Origin of the sequence: Paeniglutamicibacter psychrophenolicus (assembly GCF_017876575.1) — a bacterium.
In the GTDB taxonomy this organism is placed as follows: Bacteria; Actinomycetota; Actinomycetes; order Actinomycetales; family Micrococcaceae; genus Paeniglutamicibacter; species Paeniglutamicibacter psychrophenolicus.
Map to the genome: position 1 here is coordinate 4,794,320 of NZ_JAGIOE010000001.1, position 13,699 is coordinate 4,808,018.

Sequence of the window (13,699 nt, forward strand, 5' to 3'; positions counted from 1 at the left end):
TCACTACGGACCGTCGGGCACGTACCTGCCCGTGAAAGGATTGTTGCCCCTATGGCATCAGTAACATTTGACCAAGCCACCCGCATCTACCCGGGTGCCACCAAGCCCAGCGTTGACAAGATTTCCCTCGAGATCGCCGACGGCGAATTCCTCGTTCTTGTCGGACCCTCCGGCTGCGGAAAGTCCACGACCCTGCGCATGCTCGCCGGCCTGGAAGACATCAACGCCGGACGCATCCTCATCGGCGACCGCGATGTCACCAACGTTCCGCCCAAGGACCGCGACATCGCCATGGTTTTCCAGAACTACGCGCTGTACCCGCACATGACCGTGGGCGACAACATGGGCTTCGCCCTGAAGATCGCGGGCATCGACAAGGAAGAGCGCGCACGCCGCGTGCAGGAAGCCGCAAAGCTTCTTGACCTCGAGGACTACCTGGACCGCAAGCCGAAGGCACTCTCCGGCGGCCAGCGCCAGCGTGTTGCCATGGGCCGCGCCATCGTGCGTAGCCCGCAGGTCTTCCTGATGGATGAGCCGCTGTCGAACCTTGATGCCAAGCTCCGCGTGCAGACCCGCACGCAGATCGCTTCGCTGACCCGCCGTCTGGGCGTCACCACCGTGTACGTGACCCACGACCAGGTCGAGGCACTGACCATGGGCGACCGCGTCGCAGTCCTCAAGGACGGCTTGCTGCAGCAGGTCGGCACCCCTCGCGAACTCTACGACACACCGCAGAACGTCTTCGTCGCCGGCTTCATCGGCTCCCCGGCCATGAACCTCCTGGAACTTCCGGTGGCCGACGGCGGTGTCGCCTTCGGCGGCACCATCTACCCGGTGGCTTCGGCAACGCTGCAGGCCGCAACCGGCAACTCGGTGACCCTGGGCGTGCGTCCCGAGGACCTGGACCAGGTCGGTGCGGACGAAGGCCTCGCGGTCGAGGTCGACGTCGTCGAGGAACTCGGCGCCGATGCCTACGTCTACGGACACACTTTCGTGGGCGGCACCGAATACCAGATGGTCGTGCGCGTCGACGGCCGCAAGCCCCCGTTCAAGGGCGAAACCATCCACGTGCTGCCGAAGGTCGGACACATCCACCTCTTCGACACCGCCTCGGGCGAACGCCTGGCAGAGCCGGCCAACCGCGGGGCACACGCGCAGGTGGCCAGCGAGGTCTAAACCTCCTGCTAGTTGTCGCGGGTTCCCGCGGCAATGGCCAATGGCGGCCGTATTCAGCCCAGCGCTGGGTACGGCCGCCTTTGCATATCCATCCCTTTCCCCCTCCCCACCGCAGCAAGAAACGGCATCCACGCCATGATCCGCCACACCGCCAATTGGCACGACGAACCCACCAATCATGCCCAGTCGGGCAAGCTGCCGCGCGAGACTTCCGCGGCCGCGACCCCTGCGGTGTCCGGCTCGCTGTCGATCACCGCGGCCACCGCCGACCCCGGCCTGCTGGATTTGCCCTGGCAGCTCCCGCTGGAGGACTGGCCGGCCGACACCCTGGCCCCGCTGCCGCGCGGCATTTCCCGGCACGTGGTGCGCTTCGCCATGATGGGCGGAGCAGTCATCGCCATCAAGGAAACCGGCGAACACGTGGCCCGGCACGAATACCACATGCTGCGCAAGCTGCGTAGGCTGGCCGCCCCCTGCGTGGAACCGGTCGCGGTGATCACCGGGCGCAAGGACTCCGAGGGCAACGACCTGGACCCGGTGCTGGTCACCCGGCACCTGAAGTACTCCCTGCCCTACCGCGCCTTGTTCTCGCAGAAGCTGCGCCGCGACACACTGACCCGCCTCATCGACGCCCAGGCGCTGCTGCTGGTCCGACTGCACCTGATCGGCTTCTATTGGGGAGACGTCTCCCTGTCCAACACGCTGTTCCGGCGCGATGCAGGCTCCTTCGCCGCATACCTGGTGGATGCCGAAACCGGCGAGCTGTACCCGGAGCTGTCCTCGGGGCAGCGCGAATACGACCTGGAAATCGCCCGGGTCAACATTGCCGGTGAACTCATGGACCTCATGGAGGCCGGGCTGATCGAAGACACCGTGGACCCGGTGGCCACCAGCGAGGACATCCTGCACTCCTACCGCGGGCTCTGGGCCGAGCTGAACGACAAGGAATCCTTCGACCTGTCCGAGCGCTGGAGGGTCGACGAGCGCATTCGCCGGCTCAACGAACTGGGCTTCGACGTGGAGGAAATCAGCCTCAAGACATCCCCCGACGGCGGCCAGCTGGTCATCCAGCCCAAGGTCGTTGACGCCGGGCACCACACCCGAAGGCTCTTGCGGCTCACCGGGTTGGACGTGGAGGAGGGCCAGGCCCGCAGGCTGCTCAACGACATGGATGCCTACCGGGCCAAGAAGCACCCGGACCTGGACGAGGAACTCGCCGCGGCCCATTGGGTCACCGATGTCTTTGACCGGATCACCGGGGCGATCCCCCGCGAATTCCACGGCAAGCTGGAACCTGCCCAGATCGTTCACGAGGTCCTCGAGCACCGTTGGTACATCTCCGAGGCCCGTGGCTCCAACGTGCCCATGGAGGCGGCAGTCGCTTCCTATGTGGAGGCGGTGCTGCGCCACCGCAGGGACGAGGCCCGGCTGGTATTGGGCCCGGACGAGCAGCCAACTGGCGAATAGCCGGCCTGAATCGTTGGACTGGCTCCCGGCGAGCGGCTGATCAAAATATAGGAGATAATTCCACCAGGCGCTTTGTCGGCGTCCTCTGGCTTGCGGTGGCGGTGGCTGTCTTTGCGCTGCTGCGTCCCAGACTTCCGGACGATGACGGATTCGGCGGATTCCTGCCGATCTTCATCGCGCTCCTGGTGCTCGCCGCGGGAACCCCTATGACCGATCGCGGCATGGTCCGCATCCGGGATTCGGCTGCCGCCCGTTAGCTCCACGCACCCGTTGCCTTGGCCAGGTGGAATGAAGCCCCGGGACCACTGGCACCGACCGTGACCTCCCCGGTTTCGTCCACCGCCACGTCCACGGCGTTCCCGAGCGCCAGCAGCGCGCTTCCCGGATCACCGGCCAGCTGCGCCGCGGCACCCAGGTTCGTTTCCGCGACAGGGCCGCGGGCCACCACGCAGAGCACCGAGCCGGTGGAATGTTCACGAACCCAGACCAGCAGATTCCCTTCCGCGGCAATCCAGCGCAGCGAACCGTCAATCAGCGCGCGGTGGCCGGCGCGCAATGCCGCCAGATCGGCGTAGAGCGGGCGCAGGTCCTTGCCCCACTTTTCGGGCGCGCCCCAGGGCATGGGGGTGCGTGAATCCTCGCCGTTGAACCCGTGCAGCCCGAACTCGTCCCCGGCAAAAACCAGCGGGATCCCCGGGAAAGCGAATTGCACGCACGCGGCGAGCTCCTGTCCTCCGTCGATCATGTGGCTGGCGGCCCGGGCCGTGTCATGGGTGTCCAGGGCGTTGGCGTTGGCAAGCCGCACCTCCCAACTGAAGCCGGCAGACATTTCCCGATGCGTCGCCACGAAGTCGGCCGCGTCGAGGCGCGCCGGCCCCGGCTGCGGCAGCCCGAAGAACCATCCGTTCTGTTCCGGCGGTTCCTCCCTGGCCAGCCATTGCCACAACGGGCGGGTGAAGTTGCTGTAGCTCACCACCCCCTGCCAGCCGTCGCCGGGCACGTCGGGAGCCGCGTCGGAGGTCGATTCGGCCAGCAGCATGGCCCCGGGCTTCACTTCCTCGATGCGTTGGCGCAGCATCCGTGCGACCTCGTGGTTCAGGTCCTCGCTCCCGCGCCGCCCGGTCATGTTGCCCACGTCGATGCGCCAGCCATCAAGGTTGAACGGCGCCTTCAGCCAGCGCACCGCCACCGAGTCATCGGCCAGGATGAAACGCTCGCGCAGGGCCGCGGAATTCCAGTTCAGCTTCGGCAGCGAGGGTACGCCCAGCCAGGCCTCGTACTCGGTGTGCTCCTCGTTGAAGTAGTAGTACTGCCCCGTGGACGCCCCGGGATTCCGGTACGCATCAACGAACCAGTGGTGCCCGGCACCGGTGTGGTTGGTGGTCAGGTCACCCACCACACGCAGGCCGCGGGCATGGGCGGCCTCGACCAGGGAGACCAGTGCAGCATCCCCACCGAGCATCGGGTCGACCTCGTCGAACGAGGAGGCGTCGTAGCGGTGGTTGGAGGCTGCCGGGAAGATGGGCGTCAGGTAGAGGACGGTGGCGCCCAGGTCCGCCAGGTGCCCGAGGTGTCCCTGGATGCCGGGAAGGTCCCCGCCGTAGAACTGGCGGCTGGTCTCCGGCCCGGTGCCCCGGACAGCGGTGTCCCAATCACACGCCACCATCCATCCGGCCCGGGGCTTGTCGGCGCCCGAGTTGGCGAACCTGTCGGGGAACACCTGGTACATGACCGATTCCTTGATCCAGTCCGGGGTTGGATGCCCGGCGTGGATCCGGAAGTCGAAGGCATCGGGGACATCGCGGCGGTGCAGCCCGGCGGCGTTGAACCACCGGTAGCCCACCTCCCCCGCGGCGTCCGGGTATTGGAGGTACCAGCGGTAGCGTTGCACCGGGTTCACCATGGGCAGCGGGGCCTCGAAGAAGTCGTGGGAGCCATCGCCGCCCGCCTTGCCTGCGGGCTCCAGGTGCGGTTCGCCGTCACGCAGGCTGCGCAGCCACACGGCCGCAGGTGCCCCTGCGCCCGCGGGAACCCGGAGCCGCACCCGCAGCACCCCGCCCAGCTGCGGGGCCGCGGGGCCCAACACGTAGGCCGGTGATCCGTCGTGGTGCGGCTGCAGGGCCGGGCCCGAATCGATCCCCTGCATCCTGTCGCCGGGCATGGTGCGCTATCCCTTCACGCCGCCGGCGGTCAGGCCGGAGGTGATGTAGCGCTGCAGGAACAAGAAGAGAGTCATCACCGGGATCGCTGCCAGCACCGCGCCCGCGGCGAACACGCCCCAGTTCTCGCTGCGCTGCTGGGCGACGTAGGAGTACAGCCCCACGGCCAGCGTCTGGGAGTCTGGGTCGGTGAGCACCACGGAGGCGATCACGAACTCGGAGGAGATCCCGATGAAGGCCAGCAGGCCCACGACGGCGAGGATCGGGGTGACCAGCGGCATGATGATCTTGAAAAACACCTGCACGTGGCTGGCCCCGTCGATGCGCGCGGATTCGTCCAGCGAGGTCGGGACCGTGTTGAAGAACCCGTACATCAGGTAGGTGTTCACGCCCAGCGCGCCGCCGAGGTACACCATGATCAGCCCGAGCTGCGAGCCCAGGCCCAGGGCCGGGATGATGTCGCCGATGAAGTTCAGCAGCAGGAAGATCGCCACGACGGTGAGCAGCTGCGGGAACATCTGCAGCAGCAACAGGGTCAGCAGCCCGACGCGGCGGCCGGTGAAGCGCATGCGGGAGAACGCGTAGGCGGCCATCGCGCCAAGGAACACCGTGGCTGCGGAGGTGACGGTCCCGATGACCAGGGTGTTGACGAACCAGCGGCCAAAGGGCCGTTCCTGGTTGGCGAAGAGCTCCTCGAAGTTCCCGGTGCCGAACTCGGTGAACAGGCTGCTGGCCCCGGCCATGGTGCCGGTGGGGTTCAGCGCCGCCGAGAGCACGTAGAGCAGCGGGAAGACGGAGAAGGCCGTGGCGGCAATGGCGACCAGGTGGCGCCAGCCCTTGGCCTTGAACCATTGGCCGAAGGAGGATTTGTTTTCCGGCAGCGCTGTTGCGGTTGCCTTGGTTGTCAGGGTGCTCATTAGTTCAAGTCCTCCAGGGCCTTGGTCTTCTTGAAGCTCAGTGCCGACACCGCGGCGACGATGATGAAGATCAGGATCGCCAGGGCGCTGGCCAGTCCGTAGTCGCGGCCGGTTCCGGTGCCGAAGGCGATCTTGTAGACCATGGTGATCAGGATGTCGGTGGAACCGATGTCGAAGGTCGTGCCGTCAAAGCGCGGGCCGCCGCCGGTGAGCATGAAAATGACGTTGAAGTTGTTGAAGTTGAAGGCAAAGGAGGCAATCAACAGCGGAGCCAGGGACACCAGCAGCAACGGCAGCTTGATGGCGGTGAAGATCTTCCACGCCCCGGCACCGTCCATGCGGGCCGCCTCGTCGACGTCCTCGGGCAGTGACTGCAGGGCCCCGGTGCACACCAGGAACATGTACGGGTAGCCCAGCCACAGGTTCACCATGAGCACCGAGACCTTGGAGAGCACCGGATCGGTGAGCCAGGGTATCTGGGCCCCTCCCAGCAGTGCGTTGTTGATGAACCCGAATTCGGGGTTCAGCAGGCCGGACCACACCAGCCCGGAGAGGAAAGCGGGGAAGGCATAGGGCAGGATCATCAGGATCCGGTAGAACTTCTTGCCCTTCAAATCCGCCTTGTTGAAGGTGATGGCCAGGAAGAGCCCGAGGGCGAAGGTGGTGGCCACCGAGAGGATCGCGAACCCGAAGGTCCAGGCAATGACCTTCAGCAGCGGGCCCTGCAGGTTGGGGTCGGTGAACGCGCGCTCGAAGTTCTCCAGTCCCACGTTGACCTTCCACCCGGTGTTCAGGTGGGTGCCGTCGGCTGCCACAAAGGAGCCGCGCCCGTCATCGGAGTAGACGGTGCCGGTGGCCGTGTCGGTGAAGGTATCGGCGTTCGCGTCGTACTTGAGCTTGGGCGTGTAGACGTAGGAGGTCGAGCCGTCCGCGGTCTTCAGCGAACCGTCCTCGGGGTTGGCGCTGATCGGCACGCTTAGCGAGGTGATCTCCGCCTGGTGCTGCAGCAGCGTGGCGAAGTCCAGGGTGCCATAGCCTTCCACGCCGGTGGCAGCCCCGGTGGGGCCCGTGGTGGAGGGTGTGACGGCGTGCAGCGGATCCTCGGCGCCGCCGAGTTTCGCCTCGCCTTCAGGGGTGGTGACCAGCAGGAAGTAGCTTCCGTCCTTTTCCAGCACCGAGGTGGGGAATTGCGGGGAGTCCGGGACGCGCTCGGAGGCCGAGAGCTGGATCGAGGCGATCGCGTCCGCTTTGGTGGAGTTGTGCCCGTCGCCGTAGTTGGTGAACGCGATGTAGGTGGAGAAGATCATCACGAAGACCTGGAAGACCATCAGGAAGATGACACCGGGGGCCAGGTACTTGGCCGGAAGGCCGCCGCGACGCAGGTAGATCCAGTTGATGGCCACGGTGGTGAGCAGGGAGATGCCGAAGATGAGCCATTCGGCCGAAAGCGCCAGCTGGAAGAGCACGAAGGCCGCCACGGCATCGGTGATGCCCAGCAGGATGATCTTGGCGAGGATGCCGCCGAGGGAATCGGGGCCGCGGCCGTTCTTCGACGGTTTCCGCCCGCCCGGCAGCGCCGTGGACACCTCGGGCTTTACTTCGATTTCTACCATGGTCCGGCTAACTTTCCTCGTGCGCTCAACCGCTCGGGCGGCGATGTTGTGGGGGTCCCCCGGGGGGCTCGGTGCGCGGCTGCTGCGCACCGGGCCCCCGCGGGACCAGTGGTGGTGCGTGCGGCTACTTGCTGCCGGCGATCTTCTTTTCGATGTTGGCTGCCATCTTCGTCCAGGCTGCCGCAGGGTCGGATTCCTTGCCCTTGATGAGGTTCAGCTCGGTGCCGCCCCAGTCGGCCCAGACGGCGTCCATGGCCGGAACCGCCGGCATCGGCACGCCGTTGGCGCCGATCTCGCCGAAGGCCTTGACGACCGGGTCACTGGCTGCCTTCTCGAAGGAGGCGGTCAGCGCCGGCGGGCGTCCGCCAACCTTGAACAGTTCGTCCTGGGCCTCGGGCTGGCTGAGGTAGTTGACCACGAACTCGTTGGCGGCCAGGGCGTTGGTGGACTTGGCGGAGATGAAGAATCCGTTCACGCCGATGAAGGGCTGGGCGGGCTTGTCCCCGGCGGTGGGCAGCGGGTCGACGGCGAACTTGATGCCCTTGGCAGCGATGTCCGGGACGTTCCACGGGCCGGTGAGGAAGTACGGGGATTCCCCGGCCAGGAACTTCTCCTTGGCGATGTCGCCGGTGATGTTGGAGTTCAGGACCTTGGAGCCCTTGTCGCCCAGGTCGGTGAGCAGCTGCGCAAACTTCTTGCCACCCTCGTTGCCCAGGGTCAGTTGGCTGGCGTCGTAGCTGCCGTCGGCGTTCTGCGCGAAGACCGGCGCCCCCATGGAGGTCTGCAGCGGGTAGAGGTGGTACGGGTCGGCCTGCTTGGGATCGAGCCCGACCAGGAACGGGAACTTGGCGTCCCCGGCGGCAACGGCCTTCTTGCCCTCGGCGAGGACCTCGTCCAGCGTGGTCTTGGCCTCGGGCGCGAGCTTGGTGTTGCGGATCAGTGCAACGTTCTCGATGGAGTACGGAACCGCGTAGGTCTGGCCGTCGTAGGTCACTGCCTTGATGGAGCTCTCGGCGAAGTCCTTGGCCTTGTCGCCGAGCTGCACCGGGGCCACGACGCCGTTCTGCACGAGCTTGCCCAGCCAGTCATGCGGGCCGACCAACACGTCGGGCCCCTTGCCGGTGGGGGCCTGGGTGATGAAGTCGTCGCGCACCGCGGCGAAGTCCTTGACGACCAGCTTGACGTCGATGCCCTTCTCGGCCTTGAACTTGGCAACGATGTTCTTCAGTGCCGGAGAGCGCTCGGCATCGACCCACATGGTCAGGCTGGTGCCTGTGGCCGGGGCGCTGGTCGCGGCGGCGGTGGCCGCCGGGCTCGAGCTGGCTGCCGGGGTGCCGGAGCCTCCGCAGGCGGTGAGCGCCAGGGCGGAAAGTGCCCCGACGGCGCCCAGGGTGAAGGTGCGGCGCGTCAGGCGTGCACCGGGGGTCGTGTTTCCCGTCATGATGGTTCCTCTTTCGAGTGTTGGGCGCCCGGTGGATCGTTCGGCGCTGATGGCGTGAGATTTAGTGTAAACGCTTCCACTCATGTCGTCTAGGTCACAAGACGGGCCGGCCTCCCGTCCGGCCGCCGCGGGTGCCGGGAATTCCGCTCATTCGCTGGCAATATCGACGCTATGGACGCAATTGGTAACTTTTTGGCAACGACCGGACCCGTTCCTACTTTTCCAAGATCTAATGGAAACGCTTCCACTTTTGGTGTTTTGACCGTTATGATGGAGCGCATGTCACAGACCGAAGAGCTCCCCGCGATCCCCCAGCCCGCCGCCCCGGCCCGGTTCGAGGAGGCCACCCACGCATCTTCGGGCGGCACGCAGTGGTGGCGCCGCTCGGTCATCTACCAGATCTACCCGCGCTCCTTCCGAGACACCACGGGCAACGGGATCGGCGACCTGCGCGGCATCACCACCGAGCTGCACCAGATCGCGTCCCTGGGCGTGGACGCCATCTGGCTCTCCCCGTTCTTTGCCTCCCCGCAAAAGGACGCCGGCTACGACGTCTCCGACTACCGCGCCGTCGACCCGCTCTTCGGGACGCTGGGGGACTTCGACGAGCTCATCGCCGAGGCCAACCGGCTCGAGGTCAAGATCCTGGTCGACATCGTGCCCAACCACTGCTCGGACCAACATGCCCTGTTCCGCGAGGCGCTGGCGTCCCCCGCCGGCTCCGCGGCCCGGGAAATGTTCATCTTCCGCGACGGACTCGGGGACGGGGGCCAGTTGCCTCCCAACAACTGGCAGTCCCACTTCGGCGGCTCCGCCTGGACCCGCATCCACGAACCCGACGGCACCGAAGGCCAGTACTACCTGCACCTCTTTGACTCCTCCCAGCCCGATTTCAACTGGGACAACCCGGCGGTGGGCGACGAATTCGCCTCGGTCCTGCGCTTCTGGCTGGACCGCGGAGCCGGCGGGTTCCGCGTGGACGTCGCCCACGCCCTGGTCAAGGCCTCCGGGCTGCCCGACTGGCACGGTCGGGCCGACGGCGCCGACACCCCCGGCTACCCGTTCGCCGACGCCCCGATGTTCGGCCAGCCCGCCGTGCACGAGGTCTTCCGCCGCTGGCGGGCGATCTGCGAGGAGTACCCCGGCGAGCGCGTGCTGTGCGCCGAGGCCAACGTCCATCCGATCGAGGCCATGGCCGACTGGGTGCGCCCGGACGAGATGCACCAATCCTTCAATTTCCCCTTCCTGCACACCGACTGGGACGCCGCGGCACTCAAGGCCATCATCACCCGGTCGTTGAAGGCCTTCGACGCGGTCGGGGCGCCGAGCACCTGGGTGCTGTCCAACCACGACGTGCCCCGCCACGCGACCCGGCTCGGCGCACCTTCCCCGGCATTGCGCCCGGGCGACGGCCTGGGCCCCGGGGACGCGCAGCCCGATCCGGTGCTCGGACTGGCGCGGGCGCGTGCCGCAACGCTGTTCATGCTGGGACTGCCCGGAGGCGCCTACCTCTACCAGGGCGAGGAACTCGGACTGGGCGACCACACCGAGCTCCCCCACGAATACCGCCAGGACCCCACCTACGCGCGCACCGACGGCGAGCGCCTGGGCCGCGACGGCTGCCGGGTCCCGCTGCCCTGGAACGATTCGACCCGATCGCTTGGTTTCAGCGATGCCGACACCGGGTGGCTCCCCCAGCCCGAGGGCTGGGAATCGCTGACCCGGCAGGCCCAGGAATCCGATCCGGATTCCACGCTGAACCTCTACCGCAAGGCCCTGGAGCTGCGCGGATCCCACCACCTGGGGCTGGGCAACCTAAACTGGCTTGAAGACACCATCGGCGGGCAGCTGCTGGGATTCGGGAACTCCGGGGTGCTGGTGCTGCTGAACCTGGGTTCGACTCCGGTGGACGTGCCCGCCGGAGAGGTGCTGCTGGCCAGCTCCGCCACCGCGCTCGGTGCGGCTCCGGCAGGCACCGGTTCCCTGGTGCTGAACCCGGATGCGGCACTCTGGCTGCGCCCGCCCACCGCCTAGCACCCCCGCTCCCCCGCTACCCAGGACAAGGAAGCCTTCGCAACATGGCAAGCATCAAGGACGTCGCACTTCGTGCCGGGGTCTCGGTCGCCACGGTCTCCCGTGCACTGTCCGGGAAGGGGAAGGTCTCCGCGGCCTCCCGCGAGGCCGTCGCCCGGGCGGCCAAGGAACTGGGCTATGTGCTGTCCTACAACGCCTCCTCGCTGGCCTCGGGGCGCAGCCGCAACATCGGCATCGTGGTGCCCACCATCTCGCGCTGGTACTTCGCCAACGTGCTCCAGGGAGCCACCCAGGAACTCAACGAACGCGGCTACGACCTGACCCTGTACAACACCAGCGGGGAACAACGGCACCGCGATGCCGTCTTCCAGGACCTGCTCATGCGCCAGCGCCTGGACGCGGTCATCACCGTCACGCTCAAGCTCACCGCGCCCGAGCTGCACCAGCTGCGCGCGATCGGCAAGCCGTTGGTGGCCCTGGGCGGGCTGCTGCCGGAGGTGTCGACCATCCGCGTCGATGACTTCAACATCGCCTCGCTGGCCACCGAGCACCTGGTCTCCCTGGGACACACGAAGATCGCGTTCCTGGGTGGCGCCGACGTGTTCAACGTTGACTTCAACCTGCCCGCGGCCCGGCTCGACGGCTTCGAGTACGCCCTGGACCAGGCCGAGATCACGGTGAACCCGCAATGGCTGCTGGACGCGGACTTCACCACCGCCGGGGCCTACCAAAAGGTCCGCAGCCTGCTGTCCAACCCGCGCGGCCGGCCCACGGCGCTGCTCTGCGCCTCGGACGAGATGGCCTTCGGCGCCATCATGGCCGCCCGCGACCTGGGATTGTCGCTGCCCGGGGACTTCTCGGTGATCGGCATCGACGGGCACGAGCTCGGCGAGCTGTACGGGCTGACCACCATCGCCCAGCACCCCGGGGCCCAGGGCGAGGCAGCGGTGGCCCGCATCATGGAGCTGCTCGGCGAGGACGGCTACCGGGATCCCCCGATCCCCGCACCCGACCAGTTCTTCCCCACCGAGTTCGTGCTGCGCACCTCCACCGCGCCCCCGGCCGCCGGGTAACCCACTGCCACTGCGCCACCGATTGCACCGCCCAGTAGATAGGCTGGAACCATGTCGCTACCCCTTCACGCACCCGATGCGTCGGATGCCCCGGCCCAAGATCCCTCGCCCTATGCCTTGGCGCCGGCGGCCCACGAGCCCTCGGCGGGTGACCAGTGGTGGCGCCGCGCGGTGATCTACCAGATCTACCCGCGCTCCTTCAAGGATTCGACCGGCTCCGGCATGGGGGACCTGGCCGGCATCACCGCCGAGCTGCCGAAGATCGCGACCCTTGGCGTGGACGCCATCTGGCTCTCCCCCTTCTTCCCCTCCCCGCAAAAGGACGCCGGCTACGACGTGTCCGACTACCGGGGCGTTGACCCGCTCTTCGGGACCATGGAGGATGCCAAGACGCTGATCAGTGACGCGGCGTCCTTCGGCATCCGCATCATCATCGACATCGTCCCCAACCACTGCTCCAACGAGCACGCCCTGTTCACCGCGGCCCTTGCCGCCGCACCCGGCTCGGCCGAACGCGCCATGTTCCACTTCGCCGACGGGCTGGGCGAGGGCGGGAACACCCCGCCGAACAACTGGCAATCGCTCTTCGGCGGCTCGGGCTGGACCCGCGTTCCAAACCCCGACGGCACACCCGGCCAGTACTACTTCCACCTCTTCGACGCCACCCAGCCGGACTTCAACTGGCGCAACCCCGCGGTGCAGGAAGAATTCGAAAAGACCCTGCGCTTCTGGCTTGACGCAGGGGCCGGCGGCTTTCGGATCGACGTCGCCCACGCGATGTTCAAGAAGGAAGGGATGCCCGACTGGGGCGGGGCACCGGATGGCACCCCGCGGCCCGGCTACCCCTTTGCCGACGCACCCATGTTCGGCCAGCCCGAACTGCACCAGGTCTTTGCCCGCTGGCGGGAAATCTGCGAGGAGTACCCCGGGGAGCCAGTGCTCTGCTCGGAGGCCAACGTGCGCCCGCTTTCCCGGCTGGCCGACTGGGTTGCCCCGGGGCAGATGCACCAGTCCTTCAACTTCGATTTCCTGCGCACCCTGTGGGACCGCGATGCCCTGGCCGAGGTCATTGGCGACTCGCTTGCGGCCTTCGACGCCGTGGATGCGCCCACCACCTGGGTGCTGTCCAACCACGACGTCTCCCGCCACGCCACCCGCTTCGGGTACGACGGCCGCGCCATGGATCTGGGCGACGGGATCGGCCCGCGCGATGCGCAGCCGGACACCGTGCTGGGCCGCACCCGGGCGCGTGCGGCCACGGTGTTCATGCTCGGGCTGCCCGGGGGTGCCTACCTGTACCAGGGCGAGGAGCTGGGACTGGGCGACAACACCACGCTGGAAGACGCATACCGCCAGGATCCCACCTTCCTGCGCAGCAACGGCGAGCGCATCGGGCGCGACGGTTGCCGCGTGCCGATCCCCTGGGTGCACGACGCCCCTGCCTGCGGGTTCTCCCCCACCGGGGAAACCTGGCTGCCGCAACCGGAAAACTGGGCCGGGTTCTCCCGCGACCTGCAGGAACAGGACCCGGATTCCACGCTGAACCTGTACCGCAAGGCCCTTGCGCTGCGCAGCGAGCTGGGCCTGGGGCTGGGATCGCTGGCCTTCTACGCGAACCCCCAGCTGCCCGAGGTGTTGGCCATCCGCAACGGGGACACCGTCAACGTGCTGAACCTCTCCGGGGCCCCGGTGCCGCTTCCCGAGGGCGAGCCGCTGCTCTTCTCCGCCGCCGACGGACCCGCACTGGCCGCCGACGGCCTGCTGGGCGCCAACTCGGCGGCCTGGCTGCGCGCGACCGCCTAGTTTACTGACAGTCATC

At 67.4% G+C, this 13,699-nt stretch carries 10 protein-coding genes; 6 read left to right on the forward strand and 4 right to left on the reverse strand.

Features of this window, described 5'->3' with window-relative positions; translation table 11 throughout:
* The first annotated feature begins 51 nt into the window (after positions 1–51).
* The 3 genes from JOF46_RS21560 to JOF46_RS21570 all read left to right on the forward strand — a co-directional run bounded on the left by JOF46_RS21560 (position 52) and on the right by JOF46_RS21570 (position 2,900).
* A complete protein-coding gene (locus tag JOF46_RS21560) occupies positions 52–1,176 on the forward strand; it encodes an ABC transporter ATP-binding protein (RefSeq protein ID WP_209911319.1) in 1,125 nt (374 codons plus the stop codon).
* Between the two features lie 135 nt (positions 1,177–1,311).
* The gene (locus tag JOF46_RS21565) at positions 1,312–2,643 is read left to right on the forward strand and encodes a DUF4032 domain-containing protein (RefSeq protein WP_209911321.1); all 1,332 of its coding nucleotides are present in this window, start codon (positions 1,312–1,314) and stop codon (positions 2,641–2,643) included.
* A 101-nt stretch (positions 2,644–2,744) separates the two neighbouring features.
* Complete coding sequence (locus tag JOF46_RS21570) at positions 2,745–2,900, forward strand: hypothetical protein (protein ID WP_209911323.1); 156 nt, start codon at positions 2,745–2,747, stop codon at positions 2,898–2,900.
* Here the strand turns inward: JOF46_RS21570 and JOF46_RS21575 are convergent.
* The 4 genes from JOF46_RS21575 to JOF46_RS21590 all read right to left on the reverse strand — a co-directional run bounded on the left by JOF46_RS21575 (position 2,897) and on the right by JOF46_RS21590 (position 8,773).
* A complete protein-coding gene (locus JOF46_RS21575; protein ID WP_209911326.1) occupies positions 2,897–4,804 on the reverse strand; it encodes a glycoside hydrolase family 13 protein in 1,908 nt (635 codons plus the stop codon). The two genes, JOF46_RS21570 and JOF46_RS21575, sit on opposite strands and share 4 nt — an antisense overlap.
* Positions 4,805–4,810: 6 nt before the next feature.
* The gene (locus JOF46_RS21580; RefSeq protein WP_209911329.1) at positions 4,811–5,719 is read right to left on the reverse strand and encodes a sugar ABC transporter permease; all 909 of its coding nucleotides are present in this window, start codon (positions 5,717–5,719) and stop codon (positions 4,811–4,813) included.
* Entirely contained in the window at positions 5,719–7,332 is a 1,614-nt protein-coding gene (locus tag JOF46_RS21585; protein ID WP_209911330.1) for an ABC transporter permease subunit, read from the reverse strand. The genes JOF46_RS21580 and JOF46_RS21585 overlap by 1 nt, the downstream gene beginning before the upstream one ends.
* Positions 7,333–7,456: 124 nt before the next feature.
* Positions 7,457–8,773, reverse strand: a complete 1,317-nt coding sequence (locus JOF46_RS21590; protein ID WP_209911333.1) for a sugar ABC transporter substrate-binding protein — start codon at positions 8,771–8,773, stop codon at positions 7,457–7,459.
* A 279-nt stretch (positions 8,774–9,052) separates the two neighbouring features.
* Between JOF46_RS21590 and JOF46_RS21595 the strand changes: the two genes are divergently transcribed.
* From JOF46_RS21595 to JOF46_RS21605, 3 genes are read left to right on the forward strand one after another with little or no spacing between them, the layout of a single operon-like run.
* The gene (locus JOF46_RS21595) at positions 9,053–10,807 is read left to right on the forward strand and encodes a glycoside hydrolase family 13 protein (protein ID WP_209911336.1); all 1,755 of its coding nucleotides are present in this window, start codon (positions 9,053–9,055) and stop codon (positions 10,805–10,807) included.
* A 44-nt stretch (positions 10,808–10,851) separates the two neighbouring features.
* Positions 10,852–11,880 (forward strand): LacI family DNA-binding transcriptional regulator, encoded by a 1,029-nt coding sequence (locus JOF46_RS21600; RefSeq protein ID WP_209911338.1) that lies wholly within the window; start codon positions 10,852–10,854, stop codon positions 11,878–11,880.
* 51 nt (positions 11,881–11,931) lie between these two features.
* Positions 11,932–13,683: a glycoside hydrolase family 13 protein gene (locus JOF46_RS21605; RefSeq protein ID WP_209911341.1), complete on the forward strand. Its 1,752-nt coding sequence runs from the start codon at positions 11,932–11,934 to the stop codon at positions 13,681–13,683.
* Positions 13,684–13,699: the final 16 nt, after the last annotated feature.